Below are 17407 nucleotides of genomic sequence, written 5' to 3' on the forward strand. Positions count from 1 at the left end.
AGCAGCAGCCGCCGCTGCTGCCGGCTGGGGAGCCGCTGGCGCGGCGGCGGGCGCGGGAGGTGGGGCGGAGGCCGCGCCAAGCGGTGGGCGGGGGCTGGCGTTCAAGGGGGTTGCGTACGACGTCGGTACCGGGTTTCTGGGGGACGACAGTCGGGTGCGATGGAGCCGGGGGCTGATGCGGGGGGAGGTGCGGGCGATCAAGGAGCGGTTGAATGCCAATTGGGTGAGCGTCTATGGGAGCGATGTTCAACGGTTGGGGGAGACCGCGGAGGAGGCGCTCAGGGCTGGGTTGAAGGTTTCCGTGCAGCCTCGGGCGTTTGATCAGCCTCAGGAAGAGGCGTTGGAGCAGTTGCGGGAGACGGCTCGGGTGGTGGAGCGGCTGCGGGGGAAGTACCGGCAGGAGGTGATCTTGGTGGTCGGGTGTGAGTTCATGTTGTTCACGCCGGGGATCGTGCCGGGGGCGGACTTCTTCGAGCGGGTCGAGTACCTGACCAAGGGGGAGTTCGACATGGCCGAGCTGCAGCGGAAGCTCGGTGTGTACGTGGCCAAGGCGGTGAAGGTTGCCAGGAGCAACTTCAAGGGGCGGATCACGTACGGCGCCGCGTCGGATCTGGAGGAGATCGACTGGAGCCTGTTCGACATCGTCGGGCTGGACTACTACTCCTATCACGCGGACCGCACCGGGCACACGAAGGAGCTCGCGCCGTTCAAACGCTGGCAGAAGCCGATCATGATCCTCGAGTTCGGCTGCTGCACCTTCACCGGCGCCCCGCAGCTGGGCGGGATGGGCTGGGACATCGTCGACTTCACCGTCGACCCGGTCCAGATCAAGCCCGGCTACTACCGCGACGAGCAGGAGCAGGCCGACCATCTGCGGCACATGCTCGAGGTGTTCACCGAGGAGGGATTCCTCGGCGCCGCGATGTACACGTTCATCTCACCCGACGCGCCACACCGGAAAGAACGCAAGTACGACGAGGACATCGCCGCGTTCAGTCTCTGCAAGGTGATCCGGCAGACCTCCTCGGACCCAGCGTCGAAGTACCGCTGGGAACCGAAGAAGTCCTTCCATGCCGTCAGTGACTTCTACGCGACCTGCTGACCAGCCTCAGACGACGTTGAAAGTGTCCGGGTCCGGCCCGGTCCGCTCGCCGCGGTCGAGCCCGGCCAGCGAGTCCAGGTCCGCATCCGTCAGGGCGAAGTCGAAGACCGCGAAGTTCTCCCGGACCCGCGCCGGGGTGACCGACTTCGGGATCACGATGTTGCCGAGCTGCAGGTGCCAGCGCAGTACGACCTGGGCGGCGGTCCGGTCGTACTTCGCGGCCAGCGCCGTCACGATCGGCTCGGTCAGCAGCGAGCCGCCCTTGGCCAGCGGGCTCCACGCCTCGGTGGCGATCCCGTGCTCGTTGTCATAGGCCCGTACTTCGGCCTGCTGCAGGTAAGGGTGCAACTCGACCTGGTTGACGGCCGGCACAACCGACGAGCTCGACGCGAGCTGCTCGAGGTGCGCCGGCTGGAAGTTGGAGACACCGATCGCGCGGACGACTCCATCGGCGGCCAGCTTCTCCAGCGCGCGCCAGCTGTCAGCGTACTTGCCGAGCTCGGGGGCCGGCCAGTGGATCAGGTACAGGTCCAGGTAGTCGAGCCCGAGGAGCTTGTGGCTGCGCTCGAAGGCGCTGAGCGTCTGCTCGTAGCCCTGGTCGGCGTTCCACAGCTTGGTGGTGATGAAGAGCTCCTCGCGGGCGATGCCGGAGACGGCGAGCGCCTTCCCGACGGCCGCCTCGTTCTGGTAGGCCGTGGCGGTGTCGATGCTGCGGTAGCCGGCCTCCAGCGCGGTGGTGACGGCGGCCGTGGTCTCGTCGTCCGGCACCTGGAAGACGCCGAATCCGAGCTGCGGCATCTCGACGCCGTTGTTGAGCTTCACGGTGGGAATCATCAGATATCTACCTTCAGAAGTGGTGTTCAGACAGTGGTGAGAGCAGGTTCCGCAGTGGTTGCGGTACGCCGCCGCCGGTCCAGCAGGCCGGAGGTGAGGGCGACCGTGAGGCCGGCGGCAGCCAGCGCGGCGCCGACCCAGTTGGGTGCCGTGTAGCCGAGGCCGTGCTCGATGGTGAGGCCGCCGAGGTAGGCGCCGACAGCGTTTCCGAGGTTGAAGGCCGCGATGTTCGCGGCAGAGGCGAGCGCCGGTGCGCCGGCCGCCTTGTCCATCACCCGCTTCTGCAACGGCGCCACGGTCGCGAAGCCGGCCGCGCCGAACAGCGCGATCGTCACCGCTGCCGGTACCCGTCCATGAGCCGTGAAAACAAAGGCCACCAGTACTACGGCCAGCGCCGCAAGGATCGCGTACAGGCTCGGCATCAACGACCGGTCGGCCAGCTTGCCGCCGAGCAGGTTGCCGACCACGAGCCCGCCGCCGAACAGGACGAGCAGCCAGGTGACCGCGCCGGACGAGAAGCCGGCCACCTCGGTCATCATCGGCGCGATGTAGGTGAAGGACGCGAACACCCCGGCGAACCCGAGCGCCGTCATCGCCAGCGCCAGCCACACCTGCAGACTGCGGAACACGGCCAGCTCGCTCCGCAGTCCCGGCCCCTCGCTGACGCCTTGCCGAGGTACCAGGAAGACGATGCCGAGCAGCCCGATCACGCCGAGCACGGTGACGGCCCAGAACGTCGACCGCCAGCCGAACGCCTGCCCGAGCGCAGTCCCACCCGGTACGCCGAACACGTTGGCGACCGTCAATCCGGTGAACATCAACGCGATCGCGCTCGCCTGCTTGGCCTTCGGCACCAGCGACGCGGCGACCACCGAACCGACGCCGAAGAACGCTCCGTGCGACAGCGCCGCGACGATCCGCCCGGTCATCAGCACGCCGTACGTCGGCGCGAGCGCGGAGATCAGGTTGCCGGCGATGAAGACGCCCATCAGCGCGACCAGCACGGTCTTGCGGGAGATCTTGGATCCGATCGCGGTCAGCAGCGGGGCGCCGACGACGACGCCGAGGGCATAGCCGGAGATCAGCAGGCCGGCCGACGGGATGCTGACGCCGAAGTCGGTGGCGACCTCCGGCAGCAGACCCATGATGACGAACTCGGTGGTGCCGATCCCGAAGGCACCGATGGCCAGCGCCAGTAACGCGGCAGGCATGGCTCTCTTCTCCTCGAATGTAGTCTTATGACTGTTACCGGCGTCCGCGATAGTTGCAGACGCGGGCTATTGCATGAGCCCTATACTGCATCATGCAACGGTCTGGTTCAAGTCGAGGAGGAGTTGTGGGGTATTCAGACGACGCGGCCGAGGCGCGCGCCCAGGGCTGGCGGACGCTGGCGGCCCTCCATGCCCGGATCGAGGACGAGCTGGAGCGCGCGCTGCAGAAGCAGCACGGACTGTCCGTCAGCGAGTACTCCGTACTCGACGCCCTCGCCCGGCAGGACGAGCACCACCTGCGGATGAACCAGCTGTCGAACGCGGTCGTGCTCAGCCAGTCGGCGACCACCCGCCTGGTGAACCGCCTCGAGGACCGCCACCTGCTCGAGCGCTACCTCTGCCCGACCGACCGCCGAGGCATCTACACCGAGGTCACCGAGGCCGGTCGCGCCCTCCTGGCCGAGGCCGAGCCGACGCACGACGAAGTGCTGACCGCTGCCCTGCAGAAGGCCGCCGAGTTCCCGGAGCTAGCCCCGCTGGTCGACGCCCTCGCCCAACTCGCCCTGCCGGCCGGGAAGGTCTAACACCGCCTCGAGGTTAGCTTCCGCGCCTGGTCCGGAAGTTGGCGAGCACAGTCGGCCCGGCCGGGTCGATGACCGCGATCCGGCCGTCCGGGAGCCAGAGCGTGACCAGGCCGTCGCGCTCCCGCAGGCCGGGGTGGACCGGGCAGTCGATGGCGGCGATCTCACGGCCGTCGACCTCGATCGTCAGGTGTCCCTCTTCGGTGAGCAGACCCAGCGCGTTGCCGCTGCTGATCAGCTCGCGGCCTGGCAGTTCGCGCCCAGCCGGGCTCTGCTGTCCCCGGTACGTCGTGAGCTCGTCGCCGGCGATGACAGCCTGACCGGGAAGGGCCGCCTGCGACCAGCCAGGCTCCTCGGGCCGGAGGGTTCGCCGGTTCCGGAGCGTCATCGACGGGAGTTCCCAGCTGAAGAGCTGGAGCTGGGGCTTCACGAAGCGCTCGGCGAAGTTCACCCTGGCGAGCAGGGTCAGGTTCTGAGGTGTGCGGTTGATCGCCAGGATGCCGTGCAGGGGGTCGAGCTCGCGCCACAGGATCTTGGGTCGCGCGGACAGGGTGTCGACGAAGGAGAGGCCGTCCTCGTCGATCACCGTCACGGTGCCGCCGTCGTACGACTCCAGCAGCTGCCAGCTGGGCAGCGTGGTCCACGGCCGGATGGTCCGGGTGGCGAGGTCGAGGCGGTTGATCGTCTGCAGGGATTGGCTTTTCGTCACCAGTAGAGCGGTGCCGCCGTGGTCGGCGACTACCAGCGAGTGCACCGGCAGATCCCATCGCGCGCGGGTCCGGCCGTCGTGCGTGAGTAGACGTGCTCCTTGCTCGCCGTGGGCGACCAGTACTGCGCCCCCTCGCAGCGCGGCCGCGTCGTACACCGGGAGGGCACCAGGCTCGTCCTCCAGGCTGAAGGACACGGACTGGCCGGAGGTGGCTGCCGAGTTGGCTTGCAGGCGAGGGAGGTCTGCGCGGACCAATGGGTCGCAGCGATCTCGCAGTACGGCGACGGCTCGGCGTACGGGCTCCTGGTCGGCTGAGCCGTAACGCAGCAGGGAGCGGAGGGCCGCGGTGGCGAGGCGCTTGTCGTGCATCCGGTCTGTACTACGTAAGCCCACCAAGGCGGAGGTGAAGCGCTGCTTGGCCTCGACATCCTCCGAATCGAGCAAGGCCAGAGCACGGTCGAGGTTCTCGGGCGTTGCGTGCTCGGTCACCAGGTGGGCGAACAGGTAGGCGGCGCGCGGGCCGCCCATCGCCATCCCGGTGGCGATGTCGGTGATGACCGTGGGGCGCAGGGTCGCGTCCGGCCAGGCTGCCTCGACAGCGGCTACCGGGTCACCTGCTTGGCGGCAGTAGTCGACCCAGGCGACGCGTAGGTCGCGGGCAAGGGCGGGGTCGACGGCGTGGAGGCGTTCGATGCCGGAGGCGAAGGCTGCGCGGCTGCGGGCGATCTCAACGGCACGGGTGCGGTCACCGGCTCGCCACCAGAGGCGGACGACGAGGGGTGCTTCCAGGCCTTTGCTCTCGGCGAGTTGGGCGGCGAGGGGTAGGCGGTCGTGGCGTTCCAGGAGGTCGACCGCGGCGCGGGTGTCGTCGAGGAGGTCTGCGTAGACGAAGGCTGCCTCGTCGATTCGGCCGGAAGCCTGCAGGGTGCGGGCCGCTTCGAGGTAGAGGCTCCTGAGGTGCTCGTAGGCGTTGGAGAAATTGCTGAAGCTCGATCCGGTGGCCGGTTGTGAGCTGCCGGGCTTGATGGAGGTTCGAGGGGTTGGCAGGCGCAGGGAGGCGAGCCCGGCCAGCGCCGTGCCGTTGAGGCCGATCGCGTCGCGGAGAGCCTGGTCGAAATCGCGGCGTTCGAATCTCCGGGTCAGCTCCTGGAGGTAGCGCTGCTGCTTGCGTTCGAGGAAACGTCCGGCGGGGGATCGCAGGACGATGGTCGACCAGAGCTGGCGGAGGAGGCCTGGCTCGCCGGGTCGCGGACCGTTCGAGACTGGTGCCCGGCCGGAGTTGGCTTCGTCCTTCGCTATCAGGAAGTGGATCCCGGAGATCGCCGCGGCGACGGCCACGAGGACCTTCAGGTGGTGCCGAGGACCGCCCGAGGTCGCGAACATGCCCACCACGACGGCGGCCAGGAATGCTGCGGTGGCGAGCTTCCGAACGCGGCGCATGACTTTGGCCCACCTACCGTCGGTGGGGCTGGAGGCGGCGGTTTCGGTGAGGCCGCGGCGGAAGGTGGCGGAGTCGGCGGAGGGCGTGCCGAGGCGGGCGGCTTTGCGAAGGTCGGGGGTTGGCGGGGTGGGCGCGGCGATCGGGAGTTGGGGCTGCTCGGGCGCGCGGTCCAGCGGGGTGAGGCGGTGGACGGGGAGGGCGGACAGGTCGATCCAGTCGCGGGTATCGACCTCGGTGGTCGCGGTCACGGGGATCGAGATGACGCGGCCGGCTTGGGGAATCGAGATGTGGTCGGCTGCATGCGCGGTGTCGACTGGTGTGAGGCCGGGGGCGACCCAGCCGGTGGGGTGCTTGACGAGCGGGAGGCCGGCGGCGTACTCGGCTCGTACTGGCAGTGGTTCGGGGAGAGTCAGGAGCCAGGTGCCGTCTGGGAGAGCTCGGAGGGTCGAGTCCGGTTGCCACGTGGCGAGGACTCGCCGGCGGGCCTCGGCGGCGCCGATCGTCGGTACGTCGAGGAGCAGGGCGTGGGCGAGCGTCGTACCGCGGAACGCGGCTCGGTCGGAGTACGAGGTGGTCATTCGTCACCGCGCAGGGTGGCGACCAGGGAGCCGTCGGACAGGTCGACGACATCGATGCGGTCGCCGAGCTCCAGGGCCAGCAACGGGTCGAAGGGGTGCAGCGACGGGGTGCGATGCGCCCGGGGGAGATGGGTCAGGGTGCGGTGGCCGTCGATCGTGCAGAGCTGGGTAGTGCCGTCCGACTTGGTGTGGCAGAGGACCGACGGCTCGTTGTCGAGGGTGAGGACGCCGAAAGGCTCGGCGCCGGTGGGAATCTCGAGCGCGAACTCGGTGGCGTCGGACGCGTGATGAACCTGCCGGAGCCACCAGGAGTCGCCGTCGAAGCGGGCTACGAGGTTGTCCCGGCCGAGGATCACCCGCTCGGTGTTCGCGAGTCTGGCCCAGGCCGGCGACACGACCACATCTTCGCCGTACCGCTCGGCCTGAAGCGGTTCGTCGAGCTTGTCGCCGGTGGCTACGGCGATGACGTCGGCGGGCATGGCCGGATCGCCCGGGAACAGTCGCCACCAGTGGGCGCCGAGGCGGAAGATGACCGCGCCGGAAGCGAAGTACAGAGCCGGCAGGTCGAGTTCTGCCAGGTCGTTGATGTCGGCATCGGTCAGCTCGAGGTCGGACAGCGGGACGGACAGCTGGTTGAGGCGGCCGAGGGTCTTGCCGAACGACCTGATCTGCAGATGGCCGTCTTGCAGGAACAGAGCCATGGTGCGCCGGCTGAAGCAGCCGGCGGCGAGGACCGGGCCGGGGAGTTTGTACTGCTTGGGTCGTGTCTTCGGGTTGCCGGTGAGGGTGAGGGCGACGAGCTCGTCCGATTCGTTGCCTCTGGCAATCAGTCGGCGCGGTGAGCCGGTGAAGGTGCCGAAGCGCGCACCGGTCGGAACGCCTGAGCTGCCTGCCGCCGGTCGCAGAGCGGCCCCACGCAGGGCCCTGATCCCCAGGTCGTGCCGAGGCAGCGCAAGCTCGACCCGATCGCCTGCCAGCCGCACCTCGGCCGCGGTCGCACCGGCTTCATCCCAGGCACACTCCCGAGTCACCAGGACCCGCCGCGTCCCAGGCAACGCCTTGGCCAGCCGCGACCCGGCCAGAACCCACACCTCATCGAAGTTGGTGTCGGTCTCCTCGGCTGGGGCGGTGGTCCAGGCGGCCACTGCGGTCGGGGACGGGTCCGTCGGAGTCCTGGAGGTCAGCCACTTATGGAGTAGGTGTTTGGGATCGCCGGTGAGCCAGGCGCCGGGGGTGGCGGTGAGGACACCCAAGGAGAGGTCCTGGCCGCGGGCAGCAGCCCGGCGGAGGAGGACGATCAGGGTGGCCAGCTGAACGAGCCGGGCGGCGCCGAGTTGGTCTGGACCGGTGTCGACCAGTACTGCCATGGAGGCTCGGGCACGGTCTTGTTGGTAGGACGGCTCGAGGTAGAGGAGCTCCGCGTTGACGGCGCGGCGGAGGAACTCGTCGGGGACGGCGTCGGCCAGTGCCCACTCGGAGATGAGCATCCGGGTTGGCGAGCCCTGGCGGGTGATTCCGTCGTAACCGTCGAGCGGACCATGCGTGCCGGCGCCGAGGTCTTGCCGGGTGATGAGCTGGTCGAGCTGGCGGACGAGCGGGCCGAGTGCGACGGCCAGTTCGGCGTCGAGGACCGACAGTGGTTCGGCCCAGGGCTGCAGGGCAGGAGGTAGCTGCACGCCTCACGCACCCAGCAAGGCCGGGTCGGCAGGTCGTACCGGTGCATCGGACACCAGCACCTGCTCCGGCAGCAACACCACGAGCTGACCGTCAGGCAATGCGCCACGTAGCAACGCGACCGGTGGAGTCGGCTCGGCGGTTGTCGGCACGAGTACGCCGCTGTCCCAGCCGAGGTAGATCGCCCCGTCGGCCCAAGGCAGTTCCTCCCCGAGCACCACCAGCCAACCTTCCCCACTCACTGCCCGGTACTCCCGCTCCGCCAAGCGCGCGATGGTTGCCTCTCGCAACAACTCGGCCACGCTCCCGCCCGCGACGACGCCGGCCACCGGCAACGGCGGTTCCCGTCGTCGCCACACCACCTCGACCGACTGGGTCACGGTTCCAGCTTGGTGATGAGGGTGGTGCGAAGGTCCGCGAGGGCGGGTGGGAGGTCCGTGTGGGCGAAGGTCGCGTCGATCTCCCGGAGGGTGGCTTCCAGCCGGAGGCGGGCGTCCGGGGTGGTGTCGAGGGTTTCGAGCAGTGTGGTGCCGGTCTGGTGGAGTCGCTCGGCGCGGGCCTCGGCACCGCGGGAGAGCTCTTCGGCGGAGTGGACCAGGCTGCTGTTGCGGGACCGGGTCAGCAGGTCGGCGAGGGTTTCCCGGGCCAGGACCTGGGTGTCCGCGGTCGGAGCGATGAGCGGGAGGACCCAGAGGTCTGCTTCGGACGCCACGGATCGGCCGTCGAGCACGGTCGCGGCGGCGATCAGGCGCTGGGCGCGGACCGCCCGGCGATCGCTCAACGCGATTCCGGCGCCGCGCAGGCGTCTGATCGCAGTACCGAGCAGTGGTCGTACTTGAGTGAGGTCGGCCCGTTGAGCGGCGGCGGCGAGGCGGTCGACCGAGCCGAGCAGGTCGTCGGAACCGGGCTTGGCGACCGCGTGGTCTGCGCGCCAGCCGGCCTCGAGCAGCTCCTCCAGGCGTGCGTCGGCGACCGGCTCGACGAAGAGCCGGGCCAGGAAGCGGTCGGCGAAGGCGGCGAGCGTGTGGTCCTCGGGCAGCGTGTTCGCGGCGCCGACGCAGACCCGGAGCGGAACGGTGAGCGACGTGCTGCCGCGGCGGAAGGTGCGCTCGTTGAGCACACCGAGCAGCGTGTTCAGGATCGCGGTCGAGCCGAGGAAGACCTCGTCCAGGAACGCGATCTCCGCCTCGGGCAGCATCCCGGCGGTCTCGATCTCGACGATGCCCTCACGCAGCCGGCGCAGGTCGACCGGGCCGAAGATCTCGTTCGGCTCGGTGAACCGGCCGAGCAGGTACTCGAAGTAGCTGCCGCCGAGCTCTGCCGCGACCCGCCGGACGGCCTCGGACTTCGCCGTCCCGGGAGCGCCGATCACCAGCAGGTGCTCGCCGGCGACCGCGCACAGGACGACCACCTCGGCGATCAGCTCACGATCGACCAGGCCGGCCCGGGCCAGGCCGACTGCTGTGTTGACCGCGCGGGCATCGACTTCGAGTGACATGGCCCGGAGTCTAGGCCGATCGGGTGTCCGGGCTCCGCGAATAATCCACAGGCTGTGGGTTGGCTGAAGATCACCGCTGGAACCTGGTGAGCGGGCGGTGGCGTGGCCAGGATCGGGGGTATGGGTGAGATTTCGGAGCGGGCTGCTGTGCGGCGGTTGCATGATCGGTTCGGGTTCGGTCCTCGGCCGGGGGCGCTGGGTGTCGGGTTCGAGACGACGGTGGCGCGGTTGTTCGGTACCGCGGCCGAGGGTGGGGTGGCACCGCCTGCTTTGCCGGCGCTCGGGGTGGCGGCCAAGGGGGACAAAGAGGCCAAGAAGGCCGCCAACAAGTCTCGGGCCCGGCAGGAACTCGAGGTTTCGGGTTGGTGGCTGGAGCGGATGGTGGCCGGCGAGCGGGCAACTGAGCGGATGGCCTGGTTCTGGCATGGGCACTTTGCGACCAGTAATCAGAAGGTTCGGAGTGCGCAGTTGATGTTGGCGCAGAACCAGGTGTTCCGGGCGCAGGGGCGCGGGAGCTTTACTGGGCTGGCGCGGGCGATGATCGTGGATGCGGCGCTGATCAAGTGGCTCGATGGGAATGACAATCGCAAGGGGTCGCCCAACGAGAATCTGGCGCGGGAGTTCTTGGAGCTCTTCACGCTGGGGATCGGGCACTACGCCGAGGTCGACGTGTTCGAGGGCGCGCGGGCGCTGACGGGATGGACGGTACGCCGTACTTCGGTGAAGCCGGTCTTCCGGGCCAAGCGGCATGACGGGGATCCGAAGACGATCTTCGGCAAGACGGGTGACTTCGATGCGGCGGGCTTTGCCGACTTGGCGCTGGCGAAGCCGGAGTCGGCCGCGTTTGTGGTGGGGCGGATCTGGTTCCGGCTCGTTTCGGCGACGCCGCCTCCGGCCGCGATGGTCGAGCGGTTGGTTGCGGCGTACGGGAGTGGGCGCGATATCCAGGCGGTGCTGACGACGATCGCGGCGGATCCGGCCTTCAGGGACAGTGCTTCGGCGATGGTGAAGCAGCCGGTGGAGTGGGCCGTGGGGCTGATGCGTGCGCTTGGGATCCGGCCGTCGGCGCTTGATGACAAGACGAGGTTGAAGGTGCTTGCTGGGTTGAAGGGGATGGGGCAGGTTCCGTTCCGGCCGCCGAGTGTCGGCGGGTGGCCGTCCGGGGCGAGTTGGCTGACGACGTCGGCCGGGGTGGCGCGGTTGCAGCTTGCTCAACTGCTGGCGAAGCAAGCGGATCTCGGGCAGTTGGAGAAGTCGAGCGCGCGTGTGGACGGCGTACGGGTTCTGCTTGGTGTCGATGCATGGACGGATCGGACGCGGAATGCCCTTGCAGGGTTGACGGATCCCGCGCAGTTGATCGCCGTGGCGGCCTGCGCGCCCGAGTACGTAGTGAGCGGTTGAGGAGAATCATGGACAACCTGACCCGACGCCGGTTCCTGACGATGAGCGGAGTCACCGCGGCCGGAGCGCTCGCCGTGGGGGCGACCCAGGTGAGCTGGTCCGAGCTGATGAGCGCGGCGGTGCAGAATCCCTTGCACAGTGAGGATTCCGTCCTCGTCGTCGTCACTCTCTACGGCGGCAACGACGGGCTCAACACCGTCGTGCCGGCCGACGATCCGGAGTACCATAAGGCCCGGCCCGACCTCGCGTACGAGCCGGACGAAGTGCTCGACCTGGGCGATGGGCTCGGGCTCAACCCGGGGCTCAAGGGCCTGAAGGGGCTGTGGGACGACAAGGCGCTCGCGATCGTGCGCGGGGTCGGTTATCCACAGCCGGACCGGAGTCATTTCCGGTCGATGGCGATCTGGCAGACCGCGTCGCCGAAGACGCCGGTACCGACCGGCTGGCTGGGGCGCTGGCTCGACGTGGCCGGCGCCGATCCGCTGCACGCGGTGTCTGTGGAGCCGACGCTGCCGCCGTTGCTGGCAGGGGCGACGACGGCGGCAGCGTCACTACCCGTCCGGGGCCTGAAACTACCCACCGGCAAGCTCGGTACTGCGTACGCTGCGCTAGCCAAGGCAAGCCCCAACGACGATCACTGGCAAGCCGCCGCGGCAAAGTCGCTGGCCGACCTCCAGAACGCGGTACGCGTACTCGGCGGTGCCGTCCACGACCAGGCCGACCGCGACGACGACGAGGACGAAGCTCGCACCAAGGGAGCCTCGGCCGGTGGCGGCTCCCAACTGGGCGCCCAACTCGACCTCGTCGCCGGACTCGTCGAGGCAGGCGTACCGACCCGGGCGTACTCGGTCTCGCTCGGCGGATTCGACACGCACGCGGACGAACGCGGCACCCAGGAACGGTTGCTCGGCGAACTCGATGGAGCGCTGACGCCGTTCGTGCAACGGATGCGGAAGACCGATCGTGGCAAGCAGGTCGTCGTGCTCGTCTACTCCGAATTCGGCCGGCGGGTGCATGCGAACGGCAGTGACGGCACCGATCACGGGACGGCCGGGCCGCTGTTCATGCTGGGCGACAAGGTCAACGGTGGGTTCTACGGAGCGCAGCCGAGCCTGACCGACTTGTCGAACGGCGACCTGGTGGCGACGACGGACTTCCGCGACGTCTACGGGACGGTGCTGCGCGACGTACTGGGTGCTGATGGCGAGAAGATACTGGACGGGCACAGCGGGAACGTCGATGGCCTGCTCAAGGTGTGAGGGTCAGCAGGAACGCCGCGCCGGGTTTGCCGTCCGGGCGATCGATGGCGATCAGGTCGCCGCCGTGGGCGCGGGCGAAACCTCGGGCGATCGGGAGGCCCAGGCCGGAGCCGCGACTGCGTTCGCCATGGACGAGCCGCTGGAAGATGCGCTCGCGATCCTCCGGCCGGACGCCAGGACCGTTGTCCTGGACGATCAGCCTCACGCCGCCCAAGTGGTTGCTGAGGGCAACTTGACTGTCGCCGGTGGCGTTGCTGAGGACGACCTCGATGAGGCCGTGGTCGCCGGTGGCGTTGCGGGCGTTGTCGAGCAGGTTGGCGAGGATCTGGGTGAGGCGATCGGGGTCCGCCTGGATTTCCAGCTCTGGTCCGGTGACCTGAATGGTGTGGCCGGGGGCCATCAGGCGGACCCGGTCGGCTTGGGTCTGGGCGAGGTGTTTGAGCAGGACGGGTTGGCGGCGTAGTACCAGGCCGGCGTCGATCCGGGCGAGCTCCAGCAGATCGGCGACGAGGGTGCCGGCGCGGCGGGATTCGCGGACCAGGAGGAGTTCGAGTTCCTCGCGGCGTTCGGTCGGGGCGTCGGGGCCGAGTTGGAGCAGGGTCTCGGCGGCGGTTTGCAGGCCGGTGACCGGCGTACGGAGCTCGTGGGCGGCGTCGGCGACGAACTGGCGCATGTACTGCTCCTTGCCTTCGAGCGAGTCGAGCATCTCGTCGAAGGCGGCTGCGGTCCGGCCGAGTTCGGTGTCGCGGCGGGTTGGTTGCAGTCGGCCACCACGGCGGCCGGCGGCGATCGAGCGCGCGAGGGAGGTCATCGCGTCGAGGGGTGCGAGGGCGACGCGCATGCCGAGGATCAGGGCGACGGCGGTGATGAGGAGGGCTGCGGCGCCGGCGATGAAGAGGACGCGTCGCAGGGTTCGGCTTGCGCCTTCGAGCAGTGAGGTGTCGGCGGAGAGGATGAGGGTGGCGCCGCGAGTGCGCTGGCCGGCGGTCAGGGTGGTCTTGACCTGACGGGTGCCCTTGGCGACGTCGAGCGGCGGGGCGCCGATCACTTGGCCGTTGCGGAGGGTGAGGGTGACCCGGATACCGTCGGCGTCGATCCGGCGTACGAGGTTGTTGGGGGCGACGTTCTGCCTGGCGAGTTGCTGGGCGAGCTGGGCACGTCCGTTGAGCAGGGTGTTGAGGTTGCGCTCGGCCTGGGCGTCGAAGATCGCCTTCACGGCGAGGCCGGTGATGGGGAGGACGATCAGCAGGACCAGTAGTGCGGTGATCGTCACGCGCCTGCGGAGTGACATCACGAAGGGGCTCGCAGGATGTAGCCGGCGCCGCGGATGGTGTGGAGCAGGGGAGGCGTGCCGAGTTTGCGGCGCAGGGCGCTGACGTGGACCTCGACGAGGTTGGCGGCGTAGTCGTCGTACCCCCAGACGGCGGCGAGGATCTGCGCCTTGCCGACCACCTTGTCCCGGCGTCCGGCGAGGAAGCTCAGCAGCTTCAGCTCGGTCGCTGTGAGGTCGAGCGGCTTGCCATTGCGGGTCACCGAGCTGGCCTCGACGTCGATGGCCAGGTCGCCGATCTCCAGTACTGTCCGCAGCCGGCCCATCCGGCGTAACACCGCCTCGACGCGGGCGATCAGCTCGGCGAGTACGAACGGTTTGACCACGTAGTCGTCGGCGCCGGTCCGCAGGCCGTGCAACCTGTCCTCGACGGCGTCCCGCGCGGTGAGCAGGACGATCCCGGCATTCGAGACCTCGCGAACGACCTCGAGCAGGGCGAACCCGTCCCGGCCGGGCAGCATCACGTCGAGCAGGACGAGATCGGGGCGGAAGGCGGCGAGGTCGCGTTCGAGCGTCTCGCCGTCGGCGCGGGTCAGTACCTCGCAGCCGGCCTCTTCCAGGGCGATCCCGACGGCGGTCCGGATCGCCTCCGCGTCCTCGACCACGAGGACTCTCGCCACCATCTGCCCATCGTGCCATCGCCGGGCGCTTCGCCCGCACTACGCACGCGCGGCCTTCAGCGCACCTTCAGGTTCGGCGACTTGGTGGGAGACTGGGATCGTGGCGAAGCGGGACAAGCACAAGGTCTACTTCTGGCTGATGGGAACCTGCATCGGCCTGATCGTGCTCGCCTGGTTCGTCGTCCGGCTGTTCTCGATCCCGGCCGCCATCGGCATGAGCGCCGTCGCCGCCGTCATCCCACCCATCGCGGCGATCGTCGGCAACCGTCCCCAGCAGTAGCTAGATCCACGTCTCCTTCAGTACTTCGATGAACGCCGCCGCGAGTGGATCCGGGCTGCCGCGCGTGTAGGCGGTGAGCGTCCGTCGGGTGGGCGGCTCGGTCCGTAGTACCTGACCGTCGAACCCGGGCGGCAGGATGTTGGACGGCACCAACGCCGGCCCCAACCCAGCAGCCGCCAGCGCCGGAGCGGCCGCGGTCTGCTCGGTGTGGACAGCCGCCTTGGGCTCGAACCCGGCCTTCGCGCAGACCTGATTCAGTACGTCGGCCAGCCCGTGACCCGGCGTGTAGTGGACCCAACTGCGATCGGCCAGGTCCTTCAACCGGATCGACTTGCGGCCGGCGACCGGATCGTCCTTGGCGACGACCACGACCAGCTCCTCCTTGCCGAGGACGTGGGTGCTGCCCGCCCAGTCCTTCGGCGTCGGGCCGACCGCGAGATCAGCCTGGCCGGCACTCATCGCCTCGATCAGCTCGTCGGTATGCCGGTGCTCGAAGAGCCGGATGCCGACGTCGGGGTGGGACCGCCGCCAGGCCTTGAGCGCGATCGGGAGGATGCCGAGGCTGATCGAGTAGAGGGTCGCGATCTGCAGCTCGCCGACCTCCGCACCGGCCGCCTGGCGTGCGGCGCAGGTGGCCCGCTCCGCGTCGGCGAGGGCGGCTCTGGCGTGCGGAAGCATCGCGCGGCCGGTCGGGGTCAGCCGGATCGCCCGCGGGAGGCGCTCGAGGAGCGGGCTGCCGGTGGAGCGCTCGAGCGCGCGGATCTGGTGGGAGAGCGCGGGCTGGGTGACGTGCAGCAGGTCGGCGGCCTTGGTGAAGGAGCCCAGGTCGACGACGGCCACCAGATATTCGAGCTGCCGGAGCGTCGCCATGAACAGAGCTTATGGGATCGGTGATAACTATGCGTTGGACTTATCCACAGGGTTAGCCACAGGCTGGGGATATGGAGCAGACGAAGGTCGCGCTGGTGGTCGGTGCGCGCGGAGTGATCGGTACGAACCTGGTCGAGCACCTGGAGTCGCTGCCGGACTGGCGGGTGATCGGGCTGTCCCGGCGAGGTGGCGTCTCGTCCGACCGGGTGAGGCAGGTCGCGGTCGACCTGCTGGACCCCGATGACACCGGCTCGAAGCTGTCCGGGCTGACTGAGGTGACGCATGTCTTCTACGTCGCCTACCAGGACCGCCCGACCTGGGCCGAGCTCGTTCCGCCGAACCTCGCGATGCTGGTGAACGTCGTCGACGCGATCGAGCCGGTCGCCCGTGGATTGCGGCATGTGAGTCTGATGCAGGGGTACAAGGTGTACGGCGCTCATCTCGGGCCGTTCAAGACTCCCGCGCGTGAGGACGATCCGCCGCATCTGCCGCCGGAGTTCAACGTCGACCAACAGCAGTTCCTGGAGTCGCGAGCGGCTGTGGCCGGGTGGGAGTGGTCGGCGCTGCGACCGTCCGTCGTCGGCGGGGCGGCGCTGGGCAATCCGATGAACCTGGCGGTCGCGATCGCTGTCTATGCGTCGATCTCGAAGGCGTCGGGGGTGCCGTTGCGCTTCCCCGGCAAGCCTGGTGCGTACAACAGCCTGCTGGAGATGACCGACGCGGGGTTGTTGGCCAAGGCAACCGTCTGGGCGGCGACCTCGCCCGCGGCGGCGAATCAGGCGTTCAACATCACGAACGGCGATCTGTTCCGGTGGAACGAGCTGTGGCCGAAGCTGGCCGGCTGGTTCGATCTGGAGGTGGCGCCGCCGTTGCACATGTCGCTGTCGACGGTGATGGCGGACAAGGAGCCGCTCTGGAAGGAGCTCCAGGCTGGGCACGGGCCGGCGGGGACGCCGTACGCCGATGTCTCGTCGTGGCCCTTCGCGGACTTCGTGTTCGGGTGGGACTACGACTTCTTCGCTGATGGGTCGAAGGCGCGGCGGGCCGGATTCCACGAGTACGTCGACACCGAGGCGATGTTCTTCGGCATCTTCGAAACCCTCCGCAACACCCGCATCATCCCGTGACCCAATCCCGCCCCGCCCCCGCCTCACCCACCCCCGCCTCTGCCTCACCCCGCCCCCGCCTCACCCGCCCCCGCCTCTGCCTCACCCCGCTCCCGCCCTGGCCGCCGCGCCCCGCCTCGTGTCATTTCGGGGGTTAACCCCTCAGTTGGTGGGTTGCCACCCGGGAATCAGGGGTGACAACCCACCAACTGAGGGGTTAACCCCCGAAATGGGGCGGGGCGGGGAAGGGGGTGGGTGTGGCATGCTCCGGGCTGTGGTGGGTCAACGGGTGGGTCAAGGTTCGGGCCAGGGTGCCGGGCGCGTACTGGGAGCCAACTTGCGGGCGCGGCGGGATGAGCAGGGGATCTCGCTGTCGGAGCTGGCCCGGCGGTCGGGGATCGCGAAGGGGACGCTGTCGCAGCTGGAGTCGGGCGCGGGCAATCCGACGATCGAGACGGTGTTCAGTTTGTCGAACGCTCTCGGGGTGCCGGTGTCGTCGCTGCTGAACGAGCCGCCGGCGTCGGACCTGGTCCACGTGCAGTCGGCGGATGTCGATGTGCTGAGTGGGGAGGCGGTTGATCTGCGGATGCTGCGGCGGTTGGAGCATCCCGGGTCGTTGCTGGAGGTCTACGACCAGCAGATCCGGGCGGGGGCGATCCAGCGGTCGGCCGGGCATCCGGGGACGGAGCACCACGTCGTACTGGCTGGGCGGCTGCGGATCGGGGCGCAGGGGCAGCAGTTCGAGCTGGGCGCCGGGGACTATCTGGCCTTCCGGGCCAATGGGGCGCACGAGTACGAGGCGCTCGACGGGCTGGTCCGGTCGGTGCTGCTGCTCGAGTACCCGCCGGACGTGCAGCCGGCCACGCTGGACGGGCTCCACTTGGACTGAGGTCGACTGGGCCCCTGAGGGGTG

The 17407-nt window shown here is 69.1% G+C and carries 16 protein-coding genes; 7 read left to right on the plus strand and 9 right to left on the minus strand.

The window, feature by feature from the left end:
• The coding region (locus ABD116_RS25295) for a glycoside hydrolase family 113 protein (protein WP_343975066.1) at positions 1-1102 on the plus strand (1102 nt) is incomplete at its 5' end.
• 6 nt (positions 1103-1108) lie between these two features.
• Here ABD116_RS25295 and ABD116_RS25300 read toward each other — a convergent pair.
• Positions 1109-1936, minus strand: coding sequence for an aldo/keto reductase (locus ABD116_RS25300; RefSeq protein WP_343975070.1), 828 nt, complete (start codon positions 1934-1936; stop codon positions 1109-1111).
• Positions 1937-1962: 26 nt separating this feature from the next.
• Positions 1963-3147, minus strand: coding sequence for an MFS transporter (locus ABD116_RS25305; RefSeq protein WP_343975073.1), 1185 nt, complete (start codon positions 3145-3147; stop codon positions 1963-1965).
• Positions 3148-3272: 125 nt separating this feature from the next.
• Between ABD116_RS25305 and ABD116_RS25310 the strand changes: the two genes are divergently transcribed.
• Complete coding sequence (locus tag ABD116_RS25310; RefSeq protein WP_343975075.1) at positions 3273-3731, plus strand: MarR family winged helix-turn-helix transcriptional regulator; 459 nt, start codon at positions 3273-3275, stop codon at positions 3729-3731.
• Positions 3732-3744: 13 nt separating this feature from the next.
• Here ABD116_RS25310 and ABD116_RS25315 read toward each other — a convergent pair whose 3' ends face one another.
• The 4 genes from ABD116_RS25315 to ABD116_RS25330 are packed head-to-tail and all read right to left on the minus strand — an operon-like array spanning position 3745 to position 9628.
• Positions 3745-6456 (minus strand): bpX6 domain-containing protein, encoded by a 2712-nt coding sequence (locus ABD116_RS25315; RefSeq protein ID WP_343975078.1) that lies wholly within the window; start codon positions 6454-6456, stop codon positions 3745-3747.
• Positions 6453-8132, minus strand: a complete 1680-nt coding sequence (locus ABD116_RS25320; protein WP_343975081.1) for a hypothetical protein — start codon at positions 8130-8132, stop codon at positions 6453-6455. The genes ABD116_RS25315 and ABD116_RS25320 overlap by 4 nt, the downstream gene beginning before the upstream one ends.
• A 3-nt stretch (positions 8133-8135) precedes the next feature.
• The gene (locus ABD116_RS25325; RefSeq protein ID WP_343975083.1) at positions 8136-8510 is read right to left on the minus strand and encodes a bpX5 domain-containing protein; all 375 of its coding nucleotides are present in this window, start codon (positions 8508-8510) and stop codon (positions 8136-8138) included.
• Positions 8507-9628: an AAA family ATPase gene (locus tag ABD116_RS25330; protein ID WP_343975086.1), complete on the minus strand. Its 1122-nt coding sequence runs from the start codon at positions 9626-9628 to the stop codon at positions 8507-8509. The genes ABD116_RS25325 and ABD116_RS25330 overlap by 4 nt, the downstream gene beginning before the upstream one ends.
• Before the next feature lie 120 nt (positions 9629-9748).
• On the opposite strand from ABD116_RS25330, the gene ABD116_RS25335 reads away from it, so the two are divergent.
• Entirely contained in the window at positions 9749-11029 is a 1281-nt protein-coding gene (locus ABD116_RS25335; protein ID WP_343975089.1) for a DUF1800 domain-containing protein, read from the plus strand.
• 8 nt (positions 11030-11037) lie between these two features.
• Positions 11038-12288: a DUF1501 domain-containing protein gene (locus ABD116_RS25340; protein WP_343975092.1), complete on the plus strand. Its 1251-nt coding sequence runs from the start codon at positions 11038-11040 to the stop codon at positions 12286-12288.
• Here the strand turns inward: ABD116_RS25340 and ABD116_RS25345 are convergent.
• Positions 12278-13579: a HAMP domain-containing sensor histidine kinase gene (locus ABD116_RS25345; protein ID WP_343975095.1), complete on the minus strand. Its 1302-nt coding sequence runs from the start codon at positions 13577-13579 to the stop codon at positions 12278-12280. The two genes, ABD116_RS25340 and ABD116_RS25345, sit on opposite strands and share 11 nt — an antisense overlap.
• Positions 13579-14241, minus strand: a complete 663-nt coding sequence (locus ABD116_RS25350; RefSeq protein WP_343975098.1) for a response regulator transcription factor — start codon at positions 14239-14241, stop codon at positions 13579-13581. Before ABD116_RS25350 ends, ABD116_RS25345 begins: the two co-directional genes overlap by 1 nt.
• A 97-nt stretch (positions 14242-14338) precedes the next feature.
• On the opposite strand from ABD116_RS25350, the gene ABD116_RS25355 reads away from it, so the two are divergent.
• Entirely contained in the window at positions 14339-14518 is a 180-nt protein-coding gene (locus ABD116_RS25355) for a hypothetical protein (protein ID WP_343975101.1), read from the plus strand.
• Here the strand turns inward: ABD116_RS25355 and ABD116_RS25360 are convergent, their stop codons facing one another.
• Positions 14519-15388, minus strand: a complete 870-nt coding sequence (locus tag ABD116_RS25360; protein WP_343975104.1) for a LysR family transcriptional regulator — start codon at positions 15386-15388, stop codon at positions 14519-14521.
• A gap of 71 nt (positions 15389-15459) precedes the next feature.
• On the opposite strand from ABD116_RS25360, the gene ABD116_RS25365 reads away from it, so the two are divergent.
• Positions 15460-16515 (plus strand): SDR family oxidoreductase, encoded by a 1056-nt coding sequence (locus tag ABD116_RS25365; RefSeq protein ID WP_343975107.1) that lies wholly within the window; start codon positions 15460-15462, stop codon positions 16513-16515.
• A gap of 316 nt (positions 16516-16831) precedes the next feature.
• Positions 16832-17383, plus strand: a complete 552-nt coding sequence (locus tag ABD116_RS25370) for a helix-turn-helix domain-containing protein (protein ID WP_343975110.1) — start codon at positions 16832-16834, stop codon at positions 17381-17383.
• The last annotated feature ends 24 nt before the right edge of the window (positions 17384-17407 follow it).

This window comes from Kribbella koreensis (genome assembly GCF_039525325.1).
Taxonomy (GTDB): domain Bacteria; phylum Actinomycetota; class Actinomycetes; order Propionibacteriales; family Kribbellaceae; genus Kribbella; species Kribbella koreensis.

What these genes read in the sequence shown, in the direction of transcription:
- ABD116_RS25300 (WP_343975070.1), bottom strand. Translation starts at nt 1,936, where the DNA reads ATGATTCCCACCGTGAAGCTCAACAACGGCGTCGAGATGCCGCAGCTC.
- ABD116_RS25350 (WP_343975098.1), bottom strand. Translation starts at nt 14,241, where the DNA reads ATGGTGGCGAGAGTCCTCGTGGTCGAGGACGCGGAGGCGATCCGGACC.
- ABD116_RS25335 (WP_343975089.1), top strand. Translation starts at nt 9,749, where the DNA reads ATGGGTGAGATTTCGGAGCGGGCTGCTGTGCGGCGGTTGCATGATCGG.
- ABD116_RS25365 (WP_343975107.1), top strand. Translation starts at nt 15,460, where the DNA reads ATGGAGCAGACGAAGGTCGCGCTGGTGGTCGGTGCGCGCGGAGTGATC.
- ABD116_RS25305 (WP_343975073.1), bottom strand. Translation starts at nt 3,147, where the DNA reads ATGCCTGCCGCGTTACTGGCGCTGGCCATCGGTGCCTTCGGGATCGGC.
- ABD116_RS25345 (WP_343975095.1), bottom strand. Translation starts at nt 13,579, where the DNA reads ATGTCACTCCGCAGGCGCGTGACGATCACCGCACTACTGGTCCTGCTG.
- ABD116_RS25360 (WP_343975104.1), bottom strand. Translation starts at nt 15,388, where the DNA reads ATGGCGACGCTCCGGCAGCTCGAATATCTGGTGGCCGTCGTCGACCTG.
- ABD116_RS25340 (WP_343975092.1), top strand. Translation starts at nt 11,038, where the DNA reads ATGGACAACCTGACCCGACGCCGGTTCCTGACGATGAGCGGAGTCACC.
- ABD116_RS25330 (WP_343975086.1), bottom strand. Translation starts at nt 9,628, where the DNA reads ATGTCACTCGAAGTCGATGCCCGCGCGGTCAACACAGCAGTCGGCCTG.
- ABD116_RS25315 (WP_343975078.1), bottom strand. Translation starts at nt 6,456, where the DNA reads ATGACCACCTCGTACTCCGACCGAGCCGCGTTCCGCGGTACGACGCTC.